The organism is Gemmatimonas phototrophica (assembly GCF_000695095.2).
Taxonomy (GTDB): Bacteria; Gemmatimonadota; Gemmatimonadetes; order Gemmatimonadales; family Gemmatimonadaceae; genus Gemmatimonas; species Gemmatimonas phototrophica.
Window position 1 is genome coordinate 1,181,732 of the sequence record NZ_CP011454.1, and the last position, 25,924, is coordinate 1,207,655.

Here is a 25,924-nt window from a genome sequence, read left to right on the forward strand (position 1 = left end):
TACGTTCTCCTGACCATTTCGTGGTGACCATTCTGTTGGAGTTGCGATCATGCCTGCCCTGCTAACACTTCCTTCAGGCGTTCGGATGCCCCGGCGAGTATTGACGCTCGCGGGCATTGCGGTGCTCGCCACGGCCTGTGCCGGCGATTCCCCAACGCAGTCCGTCACGCCAACGCCAACCACTCCCGTCACCACGCCCACCACCAACACCGACGCCATCACGGTGGCCTCGGCCAACGCGCCACAGGCGGCGATGGTCGGTGTGCCGTTCCGTTATGACGCCAGCAAGGGTGGCGCTGTCTTTACCGATCCACGCAAAACCGGGTTGACCTACACCGTCACATTTGCCGGTGCCAGCAACGGACTGTCCGCCACCGGGTGCGAAATCGGAGGCACTCCGGTCGCACCAGGTCTGCAGTCGGTCACCGTGACGGCGCGGGACACTACAGGCCGCACCGCGTCACAACAGTTCACCGTGGTGGTGTTCAGCGCGGATCTCACCGCCCCAACGCTGCCGGTATCGTCCTTTGCCTATAGCGATGCGCGCGTTCCACTCCCGCGCCACTTCACCCAGAACGCTGCCGGTGGTGGTGGCAGTCCGGTGGGTGCCGACAATACGCCCGCGACCAATGCGATCACCGATGCCGGAGCCACGTTGGGGCGCGTGCTGTTCTACGATCGTCGCCTGTCACTGAACGACGGGGTGTCTTGCGCCTCGTGTCATCAGCAGGCATTTGCGTTCAGTGATACGGCGGTGTTGAGCACCGGCTTTCAGGGAGGACGTACGGGACGGCACAGTATGGGGTTGGCCAACGCCCGCTTCTATAACGGTGGCCGCTTCTTCTGGGATGAGCGCGCCGCGTCACTGGAAGCTCAGGTGCTGCAGCCCATTCAGGATGTCACCGAGATGGGGCTCACGCTCGAACAGCTGCAGACCAAACTGTCGCTCACCGCGTACTATCCGGCGCTGTTCGAAGCGGCCTTTGGATCGCGCGAAATCACCACGGACCGCGTCGCCCGGGCGCTGTCCCAGTACGTGCGCGCACTCACCAGTACCGACTCCAAGTTCGATCGCGCGTTTGGCGCCAACGGGGTGCCCAATTTCGAAGGCACATTCACGGCGCAGGAACTGCTGGGACAGCAGTTGTACAGCGGACGCGCCGGGTGCGCACGCTGCCACGGGACCAATGCGCATATCAGCGACGGCGTGCACAATACGGGGCTTGATGCGTCGATCACCGACGCCGGGGCTGGGAACGGCCGCTTCAAGGCCCCGTCGCTACGCAACGTGGAGGTCCGAGCGCCCTACATGCACGACGGACGCTTCCGTACGCTGGAGCAGGTGGTGGATTTCTACGACCGTGGGGTGCAGAACAATCCCGGGCTTGATCCCCGCTTGCGTACACCGGGCGGACAGCCGCTGCGGTTGAACCTTTCGCTGCAGGAGCGTGATGCGCTGGTGGCGTTCATGAAAACGTTCACCGATCGCACGTTTCTCTCGGATCCACGGCTGGCGTCGCCGTTCCGCTGAGCCCCCTCAAACGCAAAAGGCCCCGCCGTTTCGCGGGGCCTTTTGTCGTTTGGTGGTACGTCAGATATCGAGATTGCTCACGAATCGGGCGTTGGTCTCGATGAACAGGCGGCGGGGCTCTACTTCGTCGCCCATCAGCGTCTGGAACGTCTGGTCAGCGAGCACGGCGTCTTCCATGGTGACGCGCAGCATGGTGCGTGTTTCCGGATCCATGGTCGTCTTCCAGAGCTGCTCGGGGTTCATTTCACCCAACCCCTTGTAGCGCTGGATCATGATGTTGCCACGCCCTTCCGGTCCACCAAGGCGTTCCGCATAGCCGTCGCGCTCCTTTTCGGAGTATGCGTAGAACTCTTCCTTGCCCTTGGCCACCCGGTACAGCGGCGGCTGCGCGATGTACATGTACCCCGCGTCAATCAGCTCCGGCATCTGCCGGTAGAAGAACGTGAGCAGCAGGGTCCGGATGTGCGCGCCGTCGACGTCGGCGTCCGTCATGATGATGATCTTGTGGTACCGCGTCTTGGCGAGATCGAACTCTTCCTTGATGCCGGTGCCGATCGCCGTGATGATGGTGCGGATTTCTTCGTTGTTCAGCACCTTGTCGAAGCGCGCCTTTTCCACGTTGATGATCTTGCCGCGCAGCGGCAGGATGGCCTGGAAGTCACGCTTGCGCCCCTGCTTGGCCGAACCGCCGGCCGAGTCACCCTCAACAAGGTAGATCTCGCAGAGCGCCGGGTCGGAGAGGGAGCAGTCGGCCAGCTTGCCGGGGAGTGCCGCCACGTCGAGCGCCGACTTCTTGCGCGTCAGGTCGCGCGCCTTGCGCGCCGCTTCGCGTGCCCGCGCCGCCGACATGGCCTTGTCGATGATGGCGTTGGCCGTCTTGGGGTGCTCATCGAGGTACTGCGTGAGCAGTTCGTTCATGACACTGCGCACGGCCCCTTCGGCTTCGGAGTTGCCGAGCTTCGTCTTGGTTTGCCCTTCGAACTGCGGCTCCAGCACCTTGACCGACAGCACCGCCGTAAGCCCTTCGCGCACGTCGTCACCGGACAGTCGCGTCTCTTTGTCCTTCTTGTTGAGATTCGACTTGTCCTGGATGTACTTGTTGATGACGGACGTGAGCGCGCTCTTGAAGCCGGTGAGGTGCGTACCGCCTTCGTGCGTGTTGATGTTGTTCACGAAGGAGAACACGTTTTCGGCGTAGCTGTCGTTGTACTGCAGCGCCATCTCGATACCGATGTCTTCACGCGTGGTGTCGATGTACACGACATCGGGGTGCAACGGCTTCTTGTTGCCAATGAGATACGTGACAAACTCGCGCAGACCACCGCGGGCAAAGAAGATCTCTTCGCGCGGCTGGCCATCCTTGAGCTCATCTTCGCGCTCGTCGCGCAGCGTGATCTGGATGCCCTTGTTCAGGAACGCCAGTTCGCGCAGACGGCTCGCCAGCGTGGTCCAGTCGTAACGCAGCGTTTCCTGGAAGATTTCGCCGTCCGGCTTGAACCACACGCGGGTACCCGTTTCCTTGGCCCCCACCTGGCGCATCACCTTGAGCTTCGTCTGCGTAATGCCGCGTTCGAAGTCCATGTAATGCTCCTTGCCGTCGCGCTTGATCCACACCTTGAGCTGGGTGGACAGCGCGTTCACCACCGACACGCCAACGCCGTGCAGACCGCCGGACACTTTGTACGTGTCCTTGTCGAACTTGCCGCCGGCGTGCAGCACCGTCATGGCCAGTTCAACACCCGGCATCTTCTCCACCGGGTGCATGTCGACCGGAATGCCGCGACCATTGTCTTCCACGCTGATGGAATCATCGGGATGAATGGTCACGACCACGCGGTCGGCAAAACCGGCCAGCGCTTCGTCGATGGAGTTGTCTACGACTTCGTACACCAGGTGGTGCAGGCCGCGCGCCGACGTGGACCCGATATACATACCGGGGCGCTTGCGGACTGCTTCGAGTCCCTTGAGTACGGTGATTTGTCCTGCGCCGTACTCGTTGTCGGACTCTGCGCTGCTGTTCGCCATTGTTGATGGAGCTGCCGAAGGGTGGGACGGCCAGTTCAGGACCAATCGCTGGCCTGGAAACACAACCCATAAATGTACCCAATCGGGTGTCCACAAGCAACCCGGCGGCCCTGTCGTAAGTTATTGAAATGCAACACCTTACGAATGCCTCATTGCGGCCGGTCAGCGCCGCAGCATCCACCGCAGCTTGAGGATTGGCGGACGCGACGTATCCCGGTTCAGCGACTTCAGCAGTTCCGGCTCCAAAAATGTGAGCTCCTGCATCCACGCATGCGTCTTCACCATCACCACCAGCGTCCCGTCCTGCTGCAGCAGCAAGGGGTCGGTGACGTCCGCAATCTGCGGGCCCACCAGCCCCGGCCACTCCGGAATCACGGAGGCCTGGGCCACGCGATCGGTCAGCCCGGCATTCTTCAGCACGGAGGCCAATACGTCCCCCAATTTGGACGGGGTTCGCTTGTGGTCGCTCATCGCATCCCCCTCACAACAGGGCGCCGTCGCGCATGCTGCGCCGTTCAAGGCGGGTAAATGCCTCGGGAATGTCTTCTTCGCGCGGAACGGCCAACAGCACCTGCGATGCGCCGGCGTCTTCCAGCAGCGCCAGCACGCGCCCGGCGCGCCCCAAATCAAGCTCGGCAAACGGATCGTCCAGCAGCAACAGTGGAGCGTACCCGATGGCGATGCGTAGTGTGGACAGTTCCAGCAGGCGCAGCGCGATCGCGGCGCTGCGCTGCTGTCCCGCCGAACCGAACGTGCGCAGATCGCGCCCGCCGAGGTGCAACTGCAGCTCATCCCGATGGGGCCCACCAGTGTGACGCCTCGGTGCAGTTCGGTGGGGCGCTGCTGCGTCAATGCGCGCTCCAGCGCGTCCCGCTGCGCGGCAGCATTCACGGCGCTGCCGGCGTTGTTGTCTCCGCCAACAGTGGTGTACCGCATGTGCGCGTCCTGCCGTTCGCCGATGGCGGCGCACAGCTGGCGATATCGTTCGGCCTGTTGTTGCACGAACGCATGCCGCGCCGCAGCCACCACTCCCCCGTGCTCGGCCATGGCTGGCTCCCAGATGCTCACGCGGGCCTCGTGCTCTTGCCCACGCCCGCCATCGCGCTGGGCGAGTCGCAACGCGGCGTTGCGCCGCAACAGGGCGGCGCGGTACTGCTGTAACGCCTGCAGATACGACGGCGACGAGAGCGCCAGCATGACATCCAGATAGCGCCGTCGATCCGCCGGGCCGCCGGTCACGAGCGCCACATCGGCCGGCGAAAACTCTACCGAGGGCAACGCTCCCAGGGCGCTCGTCAGTCGTGGTTGTTCCACCCCGTCGAGTGTGGCGCGCTTCTTCTTGGTGGCGCGCTCGTAGCCTACGCTCACGGTGTGCCACGAGGCCGGTGGGGCCAGCGTGGCACGCACATGAAACGCCGGAGCGCCGAAGCGAATCACGTCTACATCACGCGCACCGCGGAACGAACGCAGCAGCGCCAGATACGCCGCCGCCTCAAGCAGATTGGTCTTGCCGTGGCCGTTCTCACCAATGATCACCAACCCATTGGCGGGCACGGCCACGTCGAGGCTGCTGAAATTGCGATACTCGCGTGCGGCGAGATGAACGAGCACGAAGGTGGCGCGGCCGGATCGCGTCAGCGACCCGTGAAGGTGGGCGGGCGCTTATCGAGAAACGCGCGCATCCCTTCCTTCATATCGGCCGTGGCCGAGAGCAGGCCAAAGAAATCGGATTCGATGGTGCACCCCTCTTCGAGCGTGACACCCAGGCCGCGGTCCACCGCCTCAATGCAACCGGCGAGCGCCAACGGCGCGTTCACGATCATGGCGGCGAGCAGTGTGCGTGCGGTGTCCATGAGTGCATCGGGAGCCGCAACCTGATCCACCAACCCCAGGCGCAACGCTTCGGCGGCATCGATCATGTCGCCCGTCAACAGCAGTTTGAGCGCGGCACCTCGACCCACCAGGCGCGGCAGACGCTGCGTGCCCCCGTATCCCGGCACAATGCCCAACTTGACCTCCGGCTGCCCCAGCTTGGCCTTCTCGCTGGCCATGCGGAGGTGACAGGCCATGGCCAACTCACACCCTCCGCCAAGCGCGAAGCCGTTGATCACGGCCATGGTGGGCTTGGGGCTCGTCTCAAACCGCCGAAAGATGGCCTGACCGGCGCGTGCGCGCCGCTGGGCCTCAAGCGGTGACTGACTCTGCAGCTCGGAAATGTCGGCGCCGGCGACAAACGCGCGCCCCGCACCGGTGAGCAGGACACCCGCCACATCGTCGCGACCAATGGCCTCATCAATCGCGCGGCCCAGTTCGGCAATTGTGGCGTCGTTCAGGGCATTGAGTTTGTCGGGCCGGTTCACCGTGATCGTGGCAATCCGATCGGCGACCTCAAAGGTCAGGAACTGGTAGGACATGGAGGGCAAGATGCGGGTTGGTGCGGCAGGGCATGCCAGCATCGGTGAGCAGACGCGCTCACCGAATCACAGAGGGGAAATCTAGCCACCGTAACAAATGAGGCGATGGCCGCCACATGGGCCCGGTCCGACGGCTACTATTGTGGCGTGCTTCCTCTCCCTGCCGTCGGGTGGTCTCCCGACACACGTGCCCTGCGCATTCTCGACCAGCGGTTACTCCCGGCGCAGGAGGTCGTGCGCGATCTCACGGCGCTCGCCGACACCATTGACGCCATTCGCACGTTGGCGGTGCGCGGGGCTCCGGCCATCGGGGTGGCGGCGGCGATCGGACTGGCGGTGGCGCTGGAAACGGAAAGTGGCGGTAACGGTGCGCATGCCCGTGCGCTCTTGCCCGAGTTCAGCGCCCGGCTCATTGCGGCACGTCCAACGGCTGTGAATCTGGCGTGGGCGGTGCAGCGGCTCCTGCGATTGGCCGCTGAGACACCGGACGACCAGTTGGTGGAATCGCTGCGGGTGGAAGCCGAAGTCATTCGGCAGGAAGATCTGGCGATGTGCGCGGCCATCGGTCGCCACGGCCTGACCCTCATTCCCGACGGGGCACGCGTGCTGACGCATTGCAACGCCGGGGCATTGGCCACGGCCGGGATGGGCACCGCCCTCGCGCCGCTCTATGCGGCACACGCCGCCGGCCGTCTGGTCACGGTGTACGCCGACGAAACACGTCCCCTGCGTCAGGGAGCCCGCCTCACGGCATGGGAGCTGTCGCGGGCCGGCATCAACGTGACCGTGCTTCCTGATGGCGCGGCGGCCTCGCTCATTGCGCAGCGCCAGGTGGACCTCGTCATTGTGGGCGCCGACCGGATTACCGCCAACGGAGACGTCGCCAACAAAGTGGGCACCTACGGTGTGGCGCTGGCGGCCAAGGCCCACGGGGTGCCGTTTTACGTCGCGGCACCCTGGAGTACCATCGATGCCGCTACGCCAACCGGGCGGGATATTGTGATCGAGTATCGTGACGCGGAGGAGCTCGGAGAGCTTCCGCCCGGAGTGCCGGCGTGGAATCCGGCCTTCGATGTCACCCCCCGATCGTTCGTCACCGCTTACCTCACCGACCGCGGCATGGTTTCGCCGCCCTTCGCGCTACTCTCGCCAACGGTCTGACTGCCATGTCCGTCCTTGCCATCGATCAGGGTACCACCGGGACCACCTGTCTCGTGATTGCGAAAGACGGTCGCGTCGTCGGGCGCGCCTACCGCGAAATCACCCAGCACTATCCGGCACCAGGGTGGGTAGAGCACGATGCGCACGAAATTCTCGAGCGCACGCTGGATGCGGCGCGGGAAGCCATGGCCAATGCGCAGCAGGCCGGGGCCAACGCGCCGGTCACCATTGGCATCACGAATCAGCGTGAGACCATCGTGCTGTGGGAGCGGGCAACCGGACGCGCGGTGCATCGGGCCATTGTGTGGCAGGACCGACGCACCGCCGAACGATGCGCCGCGCTGGCGCCGAAGGCGGCTCGCATTGGCGAACTGACGGGCCTGGTGACTGACCCGTACTTCAGTGCCACGAAACTGGAGTGGCTGCTGGCGCAGGGAAACAACCAGGCGCGGGCTGACGCGGGCGAGCTGTGTGCCGGCACCATCGACAGCTGGCTGGTGTGGCATCTTACAGGTGGGGCGGTCCACGTCACAGACCATACCAACGCCTCCCGGACCATGCTCTACGACCTTCACGCCAAGGAGTGGAGCGCCGAACTGTGTCTCGAGTTCAACGTGCCGGTACAACTGCTCCCCACGGTCGTCCCCTCCAGCGGTACGGTTGGGCGTTCCACGTTGGCCACGCTGGGCGCAGAGTTGCCCATTATGGGGATTGCCGGGGACCAGCAGGCGGCGCTCTTCGGACAGGGTGGATGGAGTGCCGGTGACGGGAAAAACACCTATGGAACGGGCGCCTTTCTGCTCCTCAATACGGGCGCCCACCGCCCACCGTCCGGATCGGGGTTGCTGACCACGATCGCCTGTGACGAACGCGGGCATCCGGTGTATGCCTTGGAGGCCTCCATCTTCATCGCGGGTGCCGCGGTCCAATGGCTCCGCGACGGACTGGGGATCATCGCGGCCAGTGCCGAGACGGAAGCGCTGGCGGCGGGCCTCAGCTCAAACGACGAGGTGTATTTCGTGCCGGCACTGGTGGGGTTGGGGGCTCCGGACTGGGAGCCGAACGCGCGGGGGACCATCGTGGGACTTACTCGGGGCACCACCCGAGCCCATTTCGCGCGGGCAGCCCTGGAGGCCATGGCGTACGCCACCCGTGATGTGCTGGGGGATATGCGGGAGCAGGGGCAGGTACCCTTTGATCGTTTGCGGGTCGACGGGGGGGCGTCGGGGAACAACTGGCTCATGCAGTTCCAGGCCGATGTGCTCGGGGTCCCGGTCGATCGCCCTGATATGGTAGAGACGACGGCGCTCGGTGCGGCCGGCTTGGCCGGGCTGGCGGCCGGGGTGTGGCAGTCCGGCGAGGAGTTTCTGGCCAGTCGCCAGTTCACCCGGTTCACCCCGACGGAAACCGGATCCGCCTCGGCGGCCTTGGCCTATGGAGGATGGCGTCGTGCGGTTCGGGCGGCCTTGGCCTGGGCGCGCGACCGTGATTGAGCCCGGCGTTTGGGTGCGTTTTCCGATAAATCCTGTCGGAAAGTGTGCTTCCGGCCGGTTCTGCGCTATCTTTTGTATTCCTTCCGTACTCTACAGGACGGCGACCCCGTGAAAGCTCGCAACAAGTTCCTGCTCGGCGGTGTGCTGGTGCTCGGCACTGCCTCGTATCTGATGGCCAGCTCGATCAACGAGACGGCCACCTACTACCTCACGCCCGGTGAGTTGGCCGCGAAAGTGTCGGACAACCCGCGGTTCTCGAAGAACGGCGTGAAAGTCGGCGCGCGCGTCGTGACCGGTACCATCAAGCGCGATCCGGGCGGTCGTGAACTCACCTTCGTCATGACGGACGGCAAGCAGACGTACCCGGTGCATTACCGTGGTGTCACGCCGGATACCTTCACCGATGGTGTCGATATCGTCGTGGAAGGCCGTCTCGACAGCAATGGTGTATTCCAGGCAACCACACTACTGGCCAAGTGCGCGTCGCGTTATGAGAACGCGCCCGGTCAGCCCGGTATGCCCCCTGCCGGCGGGGAACACCCCGCCTCGATTCCCAAGGCGTAACCCACGCGCCGGGCGCGTGTCCGCGCTCGGCCAGCGCGCACTGCGCGAGGCGTCATGATTCTCGTTGGTGAACTGTCGCTCTGGATCGCCCTGCTCATGGCGGCCTGGACGACCACGGTGTCGTTTGCGGGCGGCATGCAGGGCCGCTCCGATCTGATCAAGAGTGGCGAACGGGCGATGTATGCCACGTTCGGCTTCACACTGCTGGCCTCCATAGGCCTCTGGACTGCGCTGTTCACGCACGACTTTTCCATCAAGTTCGTCGCGTCGTTCACCAGCGCCAACCTGCCGAAAGTCTATCTCTTTACGGCGTTCTGGGCAGGACAGGAGGGATCGCTCCTCTTCTGGTCGCTCATCATGACATTCTATGCGGCCGTTGCGGTGTTCACGAACCGCAAAACGAACCGCGAGATGATGCCGTATGTCACCGGCACCCTGGGCGTGGTGGCGCTCTTCTTCCTCATGACGATGGCGTTCGCGGAGAATCCGTTCGAGCGTCTCGATTGGGTGCCGGCCGACGGCCGCGGCATGAATCCGCAGCTGCAGAACCCGGGAATGGCCATCCATCCGCCCATGCTGTATCTCGGGTATGTGGGCACCGCCATTCCGTTTGCGTTTGCCATTGGCGCGCTGGTCACGCGGCAACTCGATGCGCAGTGGTTGGGCGCGGTGCGCCGCTGGGCCCTGGTGTCCTGGTTCTTCCTCACGGTTGGGATTGTGCTGGGCATGTGGTGGGCGTATGTGGAGCTCGGGTGGGCGGGCTACTGGGCGTGGGACGCCGTGGAGAACTCTTCCTTCCTGCCGTGGCTCACGGTCACGGCGTTCCTGCACAGCATCATGATTCAGGAAAAGCGCGGCATGCTGCGCAAGTGGAACGTGACGCTCGTGGTGCTGTCGTTCCTGCTCACCATTCTGGGCACGTTCATTACGCGGTCGGGCGTCATTGAAAGCGTCCATGCGTTTGCGCGCTCGCCGATTGGCAACTGGTTCCTCGGCTTCCTGATCGCCGCGACGGCGCTCACGGTGTATCTGGTGAGCACGCGCCTGAACGATCTGACCGCCAAGGCCGAGCTGGAGAGCATGGTGAGCCGCGAGGCCGCCTTCCTTTACAACAATCTGGTGCTGGTGGGCATCTGCTTCGCCACGCTCTGGGGCACGCTCTTCCCCATTCTTTCGGAGTGGGTAAAGGGCGACAAGATCACGGTTGGTCCGCCGTTCTTCAATGCGGTGAACGGTCCGCTCGGGTTGTTACTGCTGGCACTCACTGGCATTGGACCGCTTATCGCGTGGCGACGCGCGTCGGTGGCCAATTTGCAGCGGCAGTTCGCGTGGCCGGTGGCGGCTGGCGTGGCCGTGTTCGGAACGCTCTTGGTCTTGGGCATGCGCGATGCGTACGCACTCATCTCGTACCTGCTGGCCGGTTTCGTGTTCGGCACGATCATTCAGGAATTCGTGAAGGGCGTCGGGGCCCGTCGGCGCATGTATAGCGAAGGGTTTTTGGGCGCCTTTTTTCGCCTGATTGGCCGCAACCGTCGCCGCTACGGTGGCTACATCGTGCACTTCGGGGTGGTCATTCTGTTCTGCGCCTTTGCGGGGCTGATGTTCAAGAAGGACATTACCGCCACGCTGAAGACCGGCGAATCGGTGAAAGCCACGGACGCGTATGGGCACGTGTGGGAATTCACCAGCCAGGGCATCTCGCAGTTCAATCAGCTCAACCGCCGGGTGCTGGCGGTCACGTTCGACGTGACGCGTGATGGCCAGAGCATGGGGCTGCTGTCGAGTGAGAAGCGGCAGCACATCGACTCCAACGATCAGCCCACATTTGAGCCGTCAACGGAAGTGGGCATTCTGGAATCACCCAAGCAGGATGTGTATCTGGTCTTCACCGGAGCCGTCGATCGCGACACGGCGGCCATTCACATCAACTTCAACCCGCTCGTGTGGTGGGTGTGGTTTGGTGGCATCATCATGGCATTCGGTGGCCTCATTGTCATGTGGCCGCAGGCGCGCAAGGATGATCGGGAGGGTGGTTACGTGGCGCAGATTCCCATGGGACGCGATCTCGAACTCGTGGGAGCTGGCTCGTGAGTAATGTCGAGCAGTCGTACCAATCCGGCCGTATCCATTCCCGTCGTGCATTTCTGATGCACGTCGGGGCGGTGGCGGGAGGGATGCTGGTCGTGACGCGGGGGGCCCGCGCGCAGGATCCATCGGCGCCACCGGTAAACAACCAGACGGTTGGGACCGCTGCGGGCGGCGAAGAGATGACGTCCGATTCGTACAAGCCGGTCGTGCGTCCTCCCAAGCCGGGCGCCAAGCCCACGATGGACGCCAAGCAGGTGGAGGCGTTCGAGCGCGAGCTGGCGTGCCCGTGTCCATGCACGCTCGACATCTATACCTGCCGTACCACCGACTTTACCTGTGGCATTTCGCCGGCCGTGCACGGCGACATTCAGCGGCTGGTTGATGGTGGCTACACGGGCGACGAAATCATGCAGGCGCTGACCGGCACCTACGGGGATTTCATTCTCAACGCACCGCGCAAGGAAGGGTTCAGCCTCGTGGCGTGGTTCGCACCCTTTGCGGCGCTCGCGGTGGGTGGCGTGGGGATTGGTGCGTTGCTGCGTAGCTGGCGGCTCAACGCGAAAGCCGCCGATGCCGGGCGACCTGCCCGTGAGGCCGTGCGTCTGACTGATGTGGCGGGGGATGCCACGCCGGAAGAACTCGCCCGCCTGGAAGCGGCACTGCGGGAGGAACGATAATGGCGCTGCCAGAAGGGGCGCTCCCGCTCGTGCTTGGTACTGGGCTGGCGTTGGGCGCACTCACGCTCGTGCTGGCCCCGCTGCTCAGCGCCATTGAGACGCCGCCCAATACGCCACCGCAAACCGAAGCCGCCAAGGCCACGGCGCGAAAGGCCAAGCGTGCCGGCGAGCAATCGAACATGGCGGTGGATGCGTTGCGGGAAATTGAGTTTGATCGTGAAACCGGCAAGCTCAGCGACACCGACTACGCCGATCTCAAGCAGCGCTATACCCGTGAAGCGTTGGCCGAAATGCGTGCGGCCGATGGCGGAGCCGCGCCAGTCGTGGCGATCGCCGCGGCGGCTGAGGAGAGCGGACTCGACCCGGTCGAAGCGGCCATCGCGAGAGCGGCGGGGCAGGTGAAGAGCTGTGGGGTCTGCGGACCACGGCCAGAGCCTGATGCCACCTATTGTTCCAGCTGTGGCCGGTTCCTGCCTGGCAGCTGTGGTAGTTGTGGCGCGAGTGTCGACCTCGTGGGATCACGCTTCTGCAGCGGGTGCGGCACGCAATTGGCAGCGGCGTAATTCGACGTGGTGTGTGGCGCGTGCCCGGGTGCTGACGGAGCGTTACACGGAGGGCACATGGCGCGATCGGATCCACTGCTGGTTCCTCGCAACATGTTTACGGCAAAGCTGTTGACGCAGAGTCCCGCGGAGAGGGGTAACGCCCCTGTCACGCGGGATTTTTGTTGCTTTCGGAATACTCCCGGTCATGGTAGCATGGAGTTCCGTTTCGACACATGCCCGCGTTCTGGCGGCGATGATGCCTCCTCTTCTGACCATGATACACACTCGATATACCAGCGCCGCGCTCGCCGCGGCGGCCGTGCTTCTGTCCGCGTGTGGTGCCGACCGCGTGACGTCAACTGCTGGCGATATCGCTTCGCCGCGCTACTTCACGACGAACCCGGCGCCATCTGTCCGGTTCAGTGAAATTCACTACGACAACAACGGGACCGATGCGAACGAGCGCATCGAAATCTCGATGCCGGTAGGACAGGATCTGACCGGTTGGCAACTGGTGCTATACAACGGCGCCAACGGGCAAAGCTATTCCACCGGTGCATTGGCGCCGCTGTCTCGTTCGGCATGCGTTGGTGGCGAGCGAGAAGTCGTGGTCGCGTTGTATCCCGTCAATGGCATTCAGAATGGAAGCCCCGACGGCATGGCGCTCGTGAACGGCGCCGGGAGTGTGGTGGAGTTTCTCTCGTACGAAGGCGTGTTTCAGGCCACGAATGGACCCGCGGTCGGCATTACGTCAACGGATATCGGTGCGTCAGAAACCGGAGGTGCCAGCGGCACGAGCGACGGCTCAGTGGCCCGCGGAACCGGCAATACCTGGGTCACCAGCAACACGACCAACACGTTCGGCGCCTGCAACGACGGCACCACCAACGGTGGCGGTCCCACGGTTGGTGCAATTGCGTCCGTCACGGTGGCACCAACCACCGCGACGGTCCAGATCGGCGCTACCAAGCCACTCACGGCCATCGCACAAGATGCCGAGAAGAACACCGTCACCACGGCCACGTTCACGTGGGCATCCAGTGACGAAACGGTGGCGACGGTCAGCGCCGCCGGCGTAGTGACCGCGGTTGCTCCAGGATCGGCGACCATCACCGCTTCGTCCGGCGCATTCAATGGCACGGCCGTCATTACGGTACCGGAACCGGCCACGCTGCCCGCCGTGCGGTTTACGGAACTGCACTACGACAACAGTGGAGAGGACTACGGCGAAGCGATCGAAATTGAAGGGCCGGCCAACACTGATCTGACGGGATGGCAGGTCGTGCTGTACAACGGCAATGGGGGGCGGCAATACGACATCCGCACTCTGAGCGGCAGCTTTGCCAATGAGTGCTCGGGGCGCGGCGTAAAGGTGCTGGAGTATCCCACCGGCCTCCTGCAGAACGGCCCCGATGGCATGGCGCTGGTAAATGCGGCCGGCGCGGTGGTCGAGTTCCTGTCGTACGAAGGGGTCTTTGCGGCAACCGACGGACCGGCGGCCGGCATGACGTCGCGCAACATTGGCGTGTCGCAGAGCGGTGCTGCCGTGACCTCGAGTTTGCAGCGCTCACTCAGTGATGTCTGGTCCTCGTCGCTCGATAGTTTTGGCGTCTGCAACGGGCGTGGTACCCGCGTGCCGCGCACCACTCTCAGCTTTGGTTTCCGCACCCCGTTTGATCCTGCACTCCCAGTGGGATTTGAGGATCTGTTGACGGTAACCCAGCGCCTCGATGGCCAGGTGGTGACATACGACGTCCCCATGGTCTCCGAAACGCCGGCCACGGCCACCGTGCTCCCCAACAACGTGATTCGTGGTGTGGGTGTGGGAACGGCCCGCTTCCGGGCGACGACCGCCAATGGCTTTACCCTCACGTTCGAGCTCCCCATTCGGGAAGCGACGGCCTCGACAACGGCGGTCTACGCCGATCATACGGAGTTCGGGGTTCCCGTCGATGGATCACCGGCCGATGACTATGTGGTGCGTCGCGACCAGATGGCCTTCTCGTACAGCCGCACGCGCAACACGCCGAACTGGGTGTCGTACAATCTGGAAGACACGCATGTCGGTGGCTCCGGGCGTTGCGAGTGTTTCACCTTCGACTCGGCACTACCCGCATCGTTTACCCGCTACAGCACCTTTGACTACGTGGGCTCAGGATATTCTCGTGGCCATCTGGTGAAGTCGCAGGATCGCACCACTGGTGTGCTCGACAACGCCACGACGTTCTATTTCACGAATATCATTCCGCAGACGGAAGCGAACAACGAAGGCCCGTGGTTGCAGCTTGAGAACTACCTCACCAACAAGGCCGACGTGCAGAACAAGGAAGTCTTCATCATCACCGGCGTGGCCGGTAGCCGTGGCACGTTGAACGATCGTGGGGTGGTCACCATTCCCGAGAACCTGTGGAAGGTGGCCATTGTGCTCCCGCGCAACCGCGGCCTGGCGGATGTGAACGCCGGGTTGGTGCCCGATGAAATCATCGCCGTCGTCATGCCAAATGCCGACGCGATGCCGAGCCCCGATTGGACCACGTACCGCACGACCGTTGATTCGGTGGAAGCGCTGAGTGGCTACGATCTGCTGGCGTTGCTCAACGATCAGATCGAAATCGCCGTCGAAAGCAACACGAAGGCGCCGGTGGCTCGGGTGAATGGTCCCTTTGAAATTCTCGCCGGCGAATCCGTCACCCTCTCCGCAGCGGCGTCTACCGATGCCGATGGGGACGCCCTGACCTATCGCTGGACCACGGGAGACGGTCGTACGGTGAATGGCGTGAGCCCCACGGTGCAATACAGCTCGCCCGGGACGTTCACAGCCACGGTGACGGTAACCGACATCCGGACGCTGTTCAGTCAGGCCTCCACCACGGTGCGGGTGCTCTCGTCAGCCGAAGGGCTGGAGAAAGCCGCCGCGCAGGTCACGCAGTTGGGGACTGCCGGTCGACTCAATCGCGGTCAAGCCAACTCTCTGGCCGTGAAGATCCGCAACGCAGGGGCATCCATCAGCCGGACTAACCCGCAGGCGTCAGCCGGGCAGCTTGGTGCCCTGGTCAACGAGCTCCATGCACTGGTGCAGTCAAGACGTCTCAGTGCGGCGGACGCCGCTCCCGCACTGCTTACGCTGGAACGGGTGATCGCCTCACTCCCCTACGGCGTCCTGTAACAGGTCGGGAAGTTCATACAGGTTGTATCCATCCACCCGCTCGGCGGCCGGCGATACCAGCCGGCCGCCAGCGCGTTGGGCAAGGCGCTCACCCGCCTCGGTGGCGGCAGCCATCACAATCGCAAGGTGCAGTCCGCGCGCCCGCCACTCGCCCACGAGCACGCGGCGACATTCGCGCAGAGCCTTCGCGGCCTCATGACCTTGCGGGGTCCCCGGGGCCGTCACGCACATGCCGGCCAGATACAACGTGACGGACGTCCCCGCCGGCAGCGCCAACAGTTCGGCATCGCCCAATACGGCGTGTGCCCCAAAGTCTTCCTCGGCCATCGTGCCGGCGCGGAGCGCGACGTCTACGGCAGGCGCGAGAAACATCTGATCGGCGTAGCCAAGAAACGCACCGGTCTCCCGCTCTTCGGCGACAAAAAGCAGATGCGCGACGCGCGCGGCCCAGTGATCAAAGACTGATTCGTTGAAATTCGGGCCGAACCATTGCTGCCCCAGCGCTTCGGCAGCGGCATGTGCCGCGCGATCAGCCAAGGGGGCCGTGCGCGCGCGTACGGTACCGCAGGTTGCAGCAATCACGTCCGGCAAATCAGTCGCCGCCGACGAAGCGTTCCACACTCGCACACTGGCGCTTTACCGGACAGACCGTGCACTTGGGTGCCCGTGCTGAGCAGACCAGAGCACCCAGTTCCATGAGCGCCTGATTGTGCGTCCAGGTGACTTTCCCGGTGCGCGGCAGCAGTTCGTTGGCCAGCTGCCAGAGACGTCTGAGACCGGGGCCACTCTTGGGGTTCAGTTCCGGGGCAAACACGCGGTGCAGCACCCGCGCCACGTTTGTGTCTACGAGCGCCGCACGCTTTTCATAGGCGAATGACGCCACGGCCCCGGCGGTATAGGCACCAACGCCGGGGAGCGCCTGCAACTCCACCGGCTCGCTGGGAATTATGCCGCTGGGACTGGACGTGACGTGCTTGGCGAGCTTGTGCAGATTGCGCGCGCGCGCATAGTAGCCAAGGCCTTCCCACGCTTCCAGTACGCGCTGCGGGCGTGCCTTGGCGAGCGACTCAAGATCGGGGAAGCGTTCAAGAAAACGCCGATAGAAATCAAGCACCCGCGACACCTGCGTCTGCTGCAGCATCAGCTCCGACACCAGAATGCGGTACGGATCGCGAGTGGTACGCCACGGCAGGTCCCGCGAATGCTGCTTGTACCAGCGGTGCAGCCGACGACGGAACGCCGCGGCCTCTTCGGCCGGGAGCGGGATGTGGATGGGCGCAGGTTTTGAGCGGGCCATGGCCGCGAAACGTAGCGGGTTGGCCGAAGTGGGCCAAACCCTGTCACGCCGGGAGCCGTCAGGCCCGCTCGAGCTGTTCCAGTCGCTGGCGCGCGAGCATCAATGGCACCGCCGTACCGGCGACGCAGACGACCACTGCCACCGTGAAGGGCAGCACCATATCCAGCGGGTCCCGCACGCGCCCAAAGTGCTCCGCCACAATCCAACGCGCGGCCGGACGTCCGGCGAGATAGGCGACCGCGCCAATCAATCCGATGGCCGACATCATGAACATGAGGCCTCCGAACGATGTGGGAATCTGCGCGGCATTTTCGCTGTCGAACTGCGGATAGAATGTGCCGTAGCCCAGGGCCAGCCCAGTGAGCGGGAACACGAGGGCGGCGATGGAGACCAGGGAGACGAGATGCACAAAAGGCTGCACCTTGAGCATCACGTTGGTCGCGCCCACGAGCACCAACGCAAGGAGCAACAAGGGAATGGCCCCCACCCAGAATTTTGCCCAGAGCAACTCGCGCACGGGCAGGGGACTGGAGCGCAACAGCCAGAGTGCACGTCCCTCCAGACTCACACTGGGGAAGACAAACCGGGCCGCAATTGACGCCAGCACGAAGCCCGCCAACGCCAGGTTGAGAAAGGGAATAAGGTTCCGCAGCAACACCGTAACGCCATCACCGGTGAGCGGCAGATAGCGCACATTGGCGACGTACACTACGAGCAGCACGGCCAACAGCACCAGTTGCGACCATTGCGTGCTGTCACGCGCAAACACACGCAGTTCCTTGAGGACCAGTTCGCGCCGCAGGGGACCGAGGACCGCGAGTGCGCGATCCAACCATGGACGCTGCGCGCCGGCTGTCCCTCGCTTGGTGGCCCCTTCCTGCGCCATGCTGTACGCTCGGCGCCAGCCACGGGCGTACAGCACGTGGCCCATCGCAATCAGGGCGCCGGCCACGGCCCAGAGGCGCAGCAGCGGTTGCCAGGCGGCCTTGCCACTCAGGTACTTCACGACCGCTTCGCTGACCCATTCACTGGGCAGCCACGGCGACGACGGCGTATCCAGCGCCGCGACGAATTGCATGAAGTTCGCGAAGCCCTCAGGACGCGCCAGCTGTTCCGGACGGGCTGCCCGAAACAGCAGCACGAGGCCGGCAATGGCCATCGCGGCAATCACGCTCAACAGGTCGCGGGTACGACGGGCCGGGAAGATGTTCACCAGCAGCAGCGTGACCCCGGAACCGAGCGCCGCGGGTATGAGCAAAAAGGGGATAAACACGGCGAGCGCGAACAGTGCGAAGTCCACACCGCCCTGATATGCCACACCGTACGCCCCCACCAGCGGGACGAGGAGCAGCGCCACCATCCAGCTGGAGTGCATGGCCGTCTCAGCGAGTCGGGCGCGATACAACGCCCCACTGCCCACGGGGGCCGCGGCCAGCTGGTCCAGGTCGCGGGCCAGGAAAAAATTGGAAAGGGCCGCGATGGTGTTCGACAGCAACAGAATGGAACCGAACGACAGCAGAATCATGGCCAGCAGCTTGGACGCCAGCAGCGCGCCAATGTCTTCGGCGCCACGGAAATAGCGCAGCAAGCGAAGCGCCAGCCCAAAGGCCACGCTCCAGAATCCCAACGCCACCAGACTCACCACGACGATCCGGCGCAGGTCGCCCTGTTTGTGCCGCCGGGTGCGGTTGCGTGCCATTTGCCACTTGGGACGCAGCAGTGACCAGGCGCCGGTCTCCGGCGCCTCCACCGTGCCATGTCCAAGTCCGCTGTTCGACGCCATTTCAGGCATCGAGGACCTCGATCAGCTCGCGGGCCACCCGGTCGCCCGTCAGGCGCAGGAAGATGTCTTCGAGTGCATCGTCAGCGCCGGTGGAGGCGCGCAGGTCGTCCATCGTGCCGCAGGCCACCAGCTCGCCTTTCTGCATGATGCCAATGCGATCGCACATCCCTTCGGCAATTTCGAGCGTGTGCGTGGACATCATGACGGTATGCCCGCGTCGCGTGTATTCGCGAAACAGATCCTTGAGAATCTTGGAGGATTTGGGGTCCAGTCCCACCATGGGTTCGTCCACGACAATCACCGCCGGCCGATGCACGAAGGCGCTGGCGATGATGAGTTTCTGCCGCATGCCGTGGCTGTAGCTCTCCACCAGCTCGTCTCGCCACGGTTCCAGATCGAAGAGAGCCAGCAACTCATGGCCACGGCGGTCCACGTCCGGACCGGCTTCGCCGTAGAGTCCCGCGCTGAAGCGCAGAAACTCGATCCCCGTGAGCTTTTCGTAAATGAACGGTCGGTCCGGAATGAACCCCAGCGCCCGTTTGGCCCTTAGCGGCTCGGCCACCATATCATGACCGGCGATACGAATGCGCCCAGCCGTGGGCTGCAGAATCCCGGCAATCATGCGCATGGTGGTGGTCTTGCCTGCCCCATTGGGGCCAAGGAAGCCGAACAGCTCGCCGGCCGGCACCACCAGGTCGAGGGAGCGTACGGCCGTGAAATCGCCGAAACGCTTGGAGAGCGAAGTGATCTCGATCATATCCCACGGACGACCGACCCCCTGGGGTTGTTTCCGCCCGCCGCTTTCCGCACCTTCCCAGACTATGCCTGAACCGACGAATCCGTCCGGCGTGCCCTCTTCCGACGCCCTCGTGGTGCGCGGCGCGCGCGAGCACAATCTGCGGAACATCAGCGTCACGATTCCGCGCGACAAACTCACGGTGGTCACCGGTCTGTCCGGATCCGGAAAATCGTCGCTCGCCTTTGATACGATTTATGCTGAAGGGCAGCGGCGCTATGTGGAGTCGCTGTCGGCCTACGCCCGACAGTTCCTCGGGCTCATGGAAAAGCCTGATGTCGATGCCATCGAAGGGCTGTCGCCGGCCATTTCCATTGAGCAGAAATCGGCAGGGCATAACCCGCGATCCACCGTGGGAACCGTCACGGAGATTTACGACTACCTCCGTCTGTTGTACGCGCGCACGGGGACGCCGCATTGTCCCAACTGTGGCCGTGCGGTGCAGCGACAGAGTCCCACGCAGATCGCGGAACAGGTGCTGGCCTGGCCCGAGGGGACCCGGCTCGAAATTCGTGCGCCGCTGGTACAGGAGCGAAAGGGGGAGTTTCGCGAGCTGTTTGAAGGGGCACGCAAGCAGGGCTTCGTGCGCGCGGTGGTCGATGGCGAAATGATCGAGCTGGCGAATCCGCCGAAACTCAATCGTCGCGTCAATCACTCCATCTCCGTGGTGGTCGATCGCCTCGTGGTTCGGCACGAAGACCGTGGGCGCATTACCGATTCCGTGGAGACGGCCTTGCGTCTCGCCGAGGGCTTGGCCGAAGTGGTGCGGTACGATGGGGCCGAGCCCACCACGGAGATGTTCTCCGAACGGTACGGCTGCCCCAACTGCGGCATTTCCATGCCGGAGCTTGAGCCGCGTCACTTTTCCTTCAATTCGCCCTTCGGGGCGTGCGAAATGTGCAGTGGTCTCGGGACCACTCGCAGCGTCAGCGAAGAACTCATCCTTGGCGATCCCAGTATCTCCATTCTTGAGGGCGTCGTGCTGCCGTGGGGTGAGCCCGACGGCTACCTGCGCAAGGTCATCCTCCCCGGGCTCGGCAAGCTGCTCGGTTTTGATTTGAACGCCCCGTGGGGCAAGATCCCGGCAGCGGTGCGTCAGCAGCTGTTGTATGGCATGGGCGACACACCGCCGCGTGCCCGCAAGGCGGTCAAGAAGGCGGTGAAGGGGGCCGCTGCGAAAACGGCCGCCAAGACGGCCGCGAAGGCCCCGGAGACATCGTGGGAAGGCATTGTGACCCACGTGCAGCGCCGCTACGACGAGAGCAGTTCCGACGGCGTGCGCCTGGAACTCGACGCGTACATGGTGGCCGCCCCGTGCCCCGCCTGCGGTGGTCGCCGGTTACGGCCGGAATCGCTCGCGGTCACGCTGCACGGCATGAATATCGGCGATGTGGTGGGGCTGAGCGTGGCCGATTCGCTGGCGTTTTTCGAAACCGTACCGGTGCGCAGTCCAGGACACCCGGGGCTCGATGCCGGCATTGCCGGCCCGATTCTCAAGGAAGTTCGTGAACGGTTGCGCTTTCTGGTCGATGTTGGTCTCGACTACCTCACGCTCAATCGCAGTGCCGAATCGCTCTCGGGTGGCGAAGCGCAGCGCATCAGACTGGCCACGCAAATCGGCTCGCGTCTGGTTGGAGTGTTGTACATCCTCGACGAGCCCAGCATTGGCCTGCATCAGCGCGACAACGGCCGCCTGCTCAATACGCTCAAACAACTGCGGGACCTTGGGAACACGGTCATTGTGGTGGAGCATGACGAAGAAACCATCCGCGACGCGGACTACCTCATCGATCTTGGCCCCGGCGCCGGAAAGCACGGGGGCGACGTCATTGCGGCGGGGTCGGTGGAGGATGTCATGAACACCCCAGCCTCAATTACCGGGGCGTACCTGCGTGGCACCCGCTCCATTGAAGTCCCGGTGCAGCGGCGAACGCCTGACCGGGCCCGAACCCTTACGGTGCACGGGGCGCGTGAGCACAACCTGAAGGACGTGACCGCAGAATTCCCTCTCGGGCTGTTTGTGGCGGTCACCGGTGTCTCCGGATCGGGGAAGTCCACCCTGGTTACCGACATCCTGCAGAAATCGCTCTCCCGGCATTTCTTCCGGGCACGCGTACTGCCGGGACTGCACAGCCGCATTACCGGGCTCGAGCACCTCGACAAGATCATCGACATTGATCAGAGCCCCATTGGCCGCACGCCACGCTCCAATCCTGCCACGTACACGGGCGTGTTCACGCCGGTACGCGAACTGTTTGCCGAGCTGCCGGAATCCAAGATTCGTGGCTACGGGCCCGGGCGGTTCTCATTCAACGTGAAAGGCGGTCGTTGTGAGGCCTGCCAGGGCGATGGTCTGGTCAAGATCGAGATGCATTTCCTTCCTGATGTGTTTGTGCCCTGCGATGTGTGCAAGGGGAAGCGCTTCAACCGGGAAACGCTCGAAGTCCGCTTTCGCGGCTTGAGCATTGCCGACGTGCTTGATCTCACGGTGGAAGATGCGTGCGGGGCCTTCGAGAACCAGCCGCGCATTGTGCAGAAGCTTGAAACCCTGCGTGATGTCGGCCTGGGGTACATCCACCTGGGGCAGAGTGCCACCACGCTCTCCGGTGGTGAAGCGCAACGCGTCAAGCTGGCGACGGAACTCGCCAAGCGCGATACCGGGCGCACACTTTACATCCTCGACGAGCCAACCACCGGGCTGCACTTCGAAGACGTCCGAGTGTTGCTGGGGGTACTGCACAAGCTGGTGGATCGCGGAAACACGGTACTGGTCATTGAACACAACCTCGATGTGATCAAGACCGCCGACTGGATTGTGGATCTCGGCCCCGAAGGGGGCACGCGCGGCGGCACCATTGTGGCGCAGGGCACACCGGAAGAGGTCGCCCGGGTGACGGAGAGCCATACCGGTCGCTATCTCGCGCCCATGCTCACCATATAGCGTCACCCACTTGCCGTGGGCACTCGTCCGTGTGCGCGGCACGTGGATTGCACTTAGGGAGAAACGCGCGACTCGCGCCTGCGTCATCACGTTTCTCCATCGGAGCTGCAATGAAACTCGTTGCTCGTCTGTCCACCGCCGTCGTGCTCGCTGGCTTGATCAGCGCCGCACCGGCATCAGCCCAGAACATCGCGTACTCAGGCAGTACGCTCGGGTGTTTCTATACGACGGGCATGTCATGCACCCCCGTCGTGAATGCCATCCTCGGCAACCTGTCATTCAGCGGCAATACCTTCAGTGGTACCACGCAGAGTGGCTTTGGAGCCATCGGCAATCTGGCCTCTTCGGATAACAACCTTGGCGTCTTTTCACTGCCAGGCAACAACGATCCGCGGAACTTCGACACCGAACCCGCCAACTTCATGCTGTATGTGAAGTGGATCACCCCGGGTGGCGCTGTCCCGTCGGAGCTTCCCTATACCGCCATGCTGAACGGCGTGCTTGGTGCGACGACCGGTGGCGTCACTGTTCAGTTCACCAGTTTGCCGAAGGACTTTACCTTCGATGGTGGCACCGGGGCCCTGCGCCTGAATATCGTCTCGCTCAACAACACGGGCACGGGCACGTTGGTCCCGGTAACGGGTGACTTCCGTGTCTCGGCCACGGTCGTGCCGGAGCCGAGTACGTACGTGCTCCTGGCGAGTGGACTCGCTGGTCTCTTGATGTTCGGGAAGCGTCGCCAGAAGAACGTCTGAGTACGCAGGGCCGGCTCAGCCGCCCTGCAGGCTAGCTGTGCCACCTCCATCCGGTCTGACGCGTGTCTGCGTCAGGCCGGATTGTGCAGGAGGGATGTTCGCCTCCCTAGGCGCACGGGATACATTCCAGCATGGTTTCCCTCCTCGATATCATTGGCCCCGTAATGGTGGGGCCCAGTTCCAGCCATACGGCTGGTGCCTGTCGCCTCGGATTGCTGGCGCGCTGTCTGGTAGGTGGGACCCCGGAAAGAGCCACCGTGGAGCTGCACGGCAGCTTTGCGCGTACGGGCGAAGGCCATGGTACTGACAAGGCCATCGTGGGCGGGCTCATGGGGTTTCGCCCCGACGATGAACGGCTGCGCACGGCCCTCGAAATCATGGAGCGCGAAGGGCTCACCTACCAATTCGAAAAAACGTCGCTCGGTGATGATGCCCATCCCAATACCGTGCGTATCACGCTCGAACGTGGTGATCGCCGCTCGCAGATGGTGGGGGCGTCCCTTGGTGCTGGCCGGGTACTCGTTACCGAGATTGATGGCTATCCGGTCGAGGTCTCCGGCAATCTGCACACCATTGTGCTCGTTGCCCACGATGTGAAAGGGAGCGTGGCACGTATTGCCGGTATTCTGGCCGACGCCAACGTGAACATTGCCACGCTCAAGCTGTCGCGAAAGGAACGCGGCGGTGATGCCTTCATGGTGATCGAAGTGGATGAACAGCCGGACGAAAGCGTGCGCGATGCCATTCGCGAACTCTCATGGGTGGCGTGGGCCTTTCGACTTGACAAGGTGAGCGCATGATCGTGCATCACCTGGGAGCCAACTGATGTATCGCAGTCTTGCCGACGCCATTCGCGACGCTGAGGCGCGAGGCACCACCCTGTCCGCTGTGGCACTTGAGGCAGAGGCGAAAGATCAGGGCCGTCCCATTGCTGAAATTCGTGACGCGCTGCGTCGGGCGCTGGTCGTGATGCGCGGTGCCGTCGAACGTGGTTTGGTGGGGGATTTGCGCAGTGCGTCGGAGTTGGTCGGTGGCGATGCGGCCAAGATGCGAACGGGGCCCGCCGGTCCACTCGCCGGCACGCCGTTTCGCGATGTGCTCGCCCGCGCTCTGGCCGTACAGGAAGTGAATGCGGCAATGGGCGTTATTGTCGCGGCGCCGACTGCCGGCGGTGCCGGTGTACTGCCCGCGGTGCTCACGGGCCTTGCCGCCGCTCAGGGCATCGACGACGACAAGGTCATTGATGCGCTGGCCACCGCCGGCCTCATTGGCGCCGTGGTGGCTGAGCGGGCCTCCCTGTCTGGGGCGGAAGGCGGTTGTCAGGCCGAAACCGGTGCCGCCGCCGGCATGGCCGCCGGTGCCGCCGTGGAAATGCTGGGCGGCTCGCCGCGCCAGGTAGGGCACGCCACCGCGCTCGCACAGCAAGGCACGTTGGGGCTCGTGTGCGATCCCCTCGGGGGGCTGGTTGAGCTGCCCTGCGTCTTCCGCAACGCCACTGGCGCCGCCATTGCCATGGCCGCCATTGAGATGGCCATGGCGGGCATTGAGTTCGCCATCCCCGCCGATGAAGTCATTGATACGATGGGTGAGATCGGCGCCAGCATGGATGTGCGCTATCGAGAGACCGCGGGAGGCGGACTGGCCGCAACGCCGACCGGACGGCGATTGGCGCGCGAGCGTCTGTACGAACTCAAACGTTCCGGCGGATGACGGGCTGGCCCGTTCGGCCTGCTCCCCGGCGCGCTGTCTCGGCTTCCGTATGGCACGCCGCCGGACGCTACGGAGCCGCGAGCCTGTTGCTGCTTGGGGCCTGTGCCGACCGTGACGTCAATCGCGGGCGGTGGGTACGCGACGGCGACACGGCTATGCGCGATGTGCAGCGTACCGGACGGTTTGTGAACAAGGAGTTCAACGAAGCGTCGGGGGTGGTGGCGTCCATTGCAGAACCGGGCGTGTTCTGGGGCAACAATGACAGCGGCAACGATGAGCGACTGTTTGCTTTTGATACCGCCGGTCGGGTCATCGGGACGGTCCGGGTGCGCGATGTCAGGAATCGCGACTGGGAGGCGCTGGCAACCGGACCGTGTCCCGAAGGAACCTGTGTCTATATCGGCGACGTCGGAGACAACAGCGCTCGCCGCGACAATCTGGCCGTGCATAAGCTGGCGGAACCTACGACGGCCATTGGGACCGTATCGCCTCTGGCGACGCTCAAACTGGCCTATGCGGACGGGCCGCACGACGTGGAGGCCATGTACGCCGGCCCGGACGGAAGCCTTTGGCTGATCACCAAGCGCCCCGCCCGTTCGGCCAGCGGGGCGCCTCGCCCTTCCCGCGTGTACCACATCCCTCCGTCGGCCTGGCAACAGCCTGGACGCTTTACCGCCGCGGTAGTGGATTCCGTACCCGTAACCCCGGTGGCTGGCTCGGCCCATGATTTCATAACCGATGCCAGCCTCTCCTCCCTCCAGCCCGATGGCACGCGACGGGTGGTACTGCTGAGCTACGGCGCCGTGCATGTGCTGGAGGCCGACCCGGCCACCGGACGTCCCGGCAAGCTCATGGCCCGCTGCGCCCTCCCCATTCGAGACCGGTCGGCCGAAGGGGTGACCTGGTTGCCCGACGGCCGGATTCTGCTGGTCAACGAAGGGAATGGTGGCGCCCTGTATGCCGGCCGCTGCCCCTGAC

Annotated in this window: 20 protein-coding genes; 13 read left to right on the top strand and 7 right to left on the bottom strand. The window is 64.0% G+C overall.

What is annotated here, in order from left to right:
• Positions 1 to 85 precede the first annotated feature (85 nt).
• Positions 86 to 1,531: a cytochrome c peroxidase gene (locus tag GEMMAAP_RS04885; RefSeq protein WP_202969189.1), complete on the top strand. Its 1,446-nt coding sequence runs from the start codon at positions 86 to 88 to the stop codon at positions 1,529 to 1,531.
• 60 nt (positions 1,532 to 1,591) lie between these two features.
• On the opposite strand, the gene gyrB is transcribed toward GEMMAAP_RS04885, so the two are convergent.
• From gyrB to GEMMAAP_RS04900, 3 genes are all read right to left on the bottom strand, one after another.
• Positions 1,592 to 3,556: a DNA topoisomerase (ATP-hydrolyzing) subunit B gene (gene gyrB / locus GEMMAAP_RS04890; RefSeq protein ID WP_026850010.1), complete on the bottom strand. Its 1,965-nt coding sequence runs from the start codon at positions 3,554 to 3,556 to the stop codon at positions 1,592 to 1,594.
• A 162-nt stretch (positions 3,557 to 3,718) separates the two neighbouring features.
• Positions 3,719 to 5,167, bottom strand: a complete 1,449-nt coding sequence (recF, locus tag GEMMAAP_RS04895; RefSeq protein ID WP_075071431.1) for a DNA replication/repair protein RecF — start codon at positions 5,165 to 5,167, stop codon at positions 3,719 to 3,721.
• Between the two features lie 23 nt (positions 5,168 to 5,190).
• Positions 5,191 to 5,970 carry an enoyl-CoA hydratase-related protein gene (locus tag GEMMAAP_RS04900; protein ID WP_026850007.1) on the bottom strand — a complete coding sequence of 260 codons (780 nt, stop codon included), beginning with the start codon at positions 5,968 to 5,970 and terminating at the stop codon, positions 5,191 to 5,193.
• A gap of 147 nt (positions 5,971 to 6,117) precedes the next feature.
• Between GEMMAAP_RS04900 and mtnA the strand changes: the two genes are divergently transcribed.
• The 7 genes from mtnA to GEMMAAP_RS04935 all read left to right on the top strand — a co-directional run bounded on the left by mtnA (position 6,118) and on the right by GEMMAAP_RS04935 (position 15,664).
• The gene (gene mtnA, locus GEMMAAP_RS04905) at positions 6,118 to 7,131 is read left to right on the top strand and encodes an S-methyl-5-thioribose-1-phosphate isomerase (protein ID WP_026850006.1); all 1,014 of its coding nucleotides are present in this window, start codon (positions 6,118 to 6,120) and stop codon (positions 7,129 to 7,131) included.
• Positions 7,132 to 7,136: 5 nt separating this feature from the next.
• Positions 7,137 to 8,624, top strand: a complete 1,488-nt coding sequence (gene glpK, locus GEMMAAP_RS04910; protein ID WP_082821075.1) for a glycerol kinase GlpK — start codon at positions 7,137 to 7,139, stop codon at positions 8,622 to 8,624.
• 108 nt (positions 8,625 to 8,732) lie between these two features.
• On the top strand, positions 8,733 to 9,188 hold the full coding sequence (locus GEMMAAP_RS04915; RefSeq protein WP_026850004.1) for a cytochrome c maturation protein CcmE: 456 nt from the start codon (positions 8,733 to 8,735) through the stop codon (positions 9,186 to 9,188).
• 54 nt (positions 9,189 to 9,242) lie between these two features.
• Positions 9,243 to 11,279 carry a heme lyase CcmF/NrfE family subunit gene (locus GEMMAAP_RS04920; protein WP_053334250.1) on the top strand — a complete coding sequence of 679 codons (2,037 nt, stop codon included), beginning with the start codon at positions 9,243 to 9,245 and terminating at the stop codon, positions 11,277 to 11,279.
• Positions 11,280 to 11,335: 56 nt separating this feature from the next.
• Complete coding sequence (locus GEMMAAP_RS04925) at positions 11,336 to 11,953, top strand: cytochrome c-type biogenesis protein (protein ID WP_043581058.1); 618 nt, start codon at positions 11,336 to 11,338, stop codon at positions 11,951 to 11,953.
• A complete protein-coding gene (locus GEMMAAP_RS04930) occupies positions 11,953 to 12,516 on the top strand; it encodes a zinc ribbon domain-containing protein (RefSeq protein ID WP_026850003.1) in 564 nt (187 codons plus the stop codon). Before GEMMAAP_RS04925 ends, GEMMAAP_RS04930 begins: the two co-directional genes overlap by 1 nt.
• A gap of 256 nt (positions 12,517 to 12,772) precedes the next feature.
• Positions 12,773 to 15,664 (top strand): DNA/RNA non-specific endonuclease, encoded by a 2,892-nt coding sequence (locus GEMMAAP_RS04935; RefSeq protein ID WP_158514740.1) that lies wholly within the window; start codon positions 12,773 to 12,775, stop codon positions 15,662 to 15,664.
• On the opposite strand, the gene GEMMAAP_RS04940 is transcribed toward GEMMAAP_RS04935, so the two are convergent.
• Genes GEMMAAP_RS04940 through GEMMAAP_RS04955 form a run of 4 tightly spaced genes read right to left on the bottom strand, consistent with a single transcriptional unit; the run spans position 15,641 to position 19,501 of the window.
• Positions 15,641 to 16,246, bottom strand: a complete 606-nt coding sequence (locus tag GEMMAAP_RS04940; protein ID WP_026850002.1) for a hypothetical protein — start codon at positions 16,244 to 16,246, stop codon at positions 15,641 to 15,643. The two genes, GEMMAAP_RS04935 and GEMMAAP_RS04940, sit on opposite strands and share 24 nt — an antisense overlap.
• Positions 16,247 to 16,256: 10 nt before the next feature.
• The gene (locus tag GEMMAAP_RS04945; protein ID WP_026850001.1) at positions 16,257 to 16,961 is read right to left on the bottom strand and encodes an A/G-specific adenine glycosylase; all 705 of its coding nucleotides are present in this window, start codon (positions 16,959 to 16,961) and stop codon (positions 16,257 to 16,259) included.
• Between the two features lie 58 nt (positions 16,962 to 17,019).
• Positions 17,020 to 18,753 carry a putative ABC transporter permease subunit gene (locus GEMMAAP_RS04950; RefSeq protein ID WP_082821078.1) on the bottom strand — a complete coding sequence of 578 codons (1,734 nt, stop codon included), beginning with the start codon at positions 18,751 to 18,753 and terminating at the stop codon, positions 17,020 to 17,022.
• Positions 18,746 to 19,501, bottom strand: a complete 756-nt coding sequence (locus GEMMAAP_RS04955; protein WP_026849999.1) for an ABC transporter ATP-binding protein — start codon at positions 19,499 to 19,501, stop codon at positions 18,746 to 18,748. Before GEMMAAP_RS04955 ends, GEMMAAP_RS04950 begins: the two co-directional genes overlap by 8 nt.
• A 64-nt stretch (positions 19,502 to 19,565) precedes the next feature.
• Here GEMMAAP_RS04955 and uvrA point away from each other — a divergent pair, with 64 nt between their 5' ends.
• The 5 genes from uvrA (at position 19,566) to GEMMAAP_RS04980 (ending at position 25,923) form a co-directional block, all read left to right on the top strand.
• Entirely contained in the window at positions 19,566 to 22,481 is a 2,916-nt protein-coding gene (gene uvrA, locus GEMMAAP_RS04960; protein WP_053334248.1) for an excinuclease ABC subunit UvrA, read from the top strand.
• A gap of 110 nt (positions 22,482 to 22,591) precedes the next feature.
• A complete protein-coding gene (locus GEMMAAP_RS04965; protein ID WP_026849997.1) occupies positions 22,592 to 23,236 on the top strand; it encodes a PEP-CTERM sorting domain-containing protein in 645 nt (214 codons plus the stop codon).
• Positions 23,237 to 23,367: 131 nt separating this feature from the next.
• The gene (sdaAB, locus tag GEMMAAP_RS04970; RefSeq protein WP_026849996.1) at positions 23,368 to 24,036 is read left to right on the top strand and encodes an L-serine ammonia-lyase, iron-sulfur-dependent subunit beta; all 669 of its coding nucleotides are present in this window, start codon (positions 23,368 to 23,370) and stop codon (positions 24,034 to 24,036) included.
• 25 nt (positions 24,037 to 24,061) lie between these two features.
• Positions 24,062 to 24,946, top strand: a complete 885-nt coding sequence (gene sdaAA / locus GEMMAAP_RS04975) for an L-serine ammonia-lyase, iron-sulfur-dependent, subunit alpha (RefSeq protein WP_026849995.1) — start codon at positions 24,062 to 24,064, stop codon at positions 24,944 to 24,946.
• Positions 24,943 to 25,923 carry an SdiA-regulated/phytase-like domain-containing protein gene (locus GEMMAAP_RS04980; protein ID WP_053334247.1) on the top strand — a complete coding sequence of 327 codons (981 nt, stop codon included), beginning with the start codon at positions 24,943 to 24,945 and terminating at the stop codon, positions 25,921 to 25,923. Before sdaAA ends, GEMMAAP_RS04980 begins: the two co-directional genes overlap by 4 nt.
• Position 25,924 lies beyond the last annotated feature (1 nt).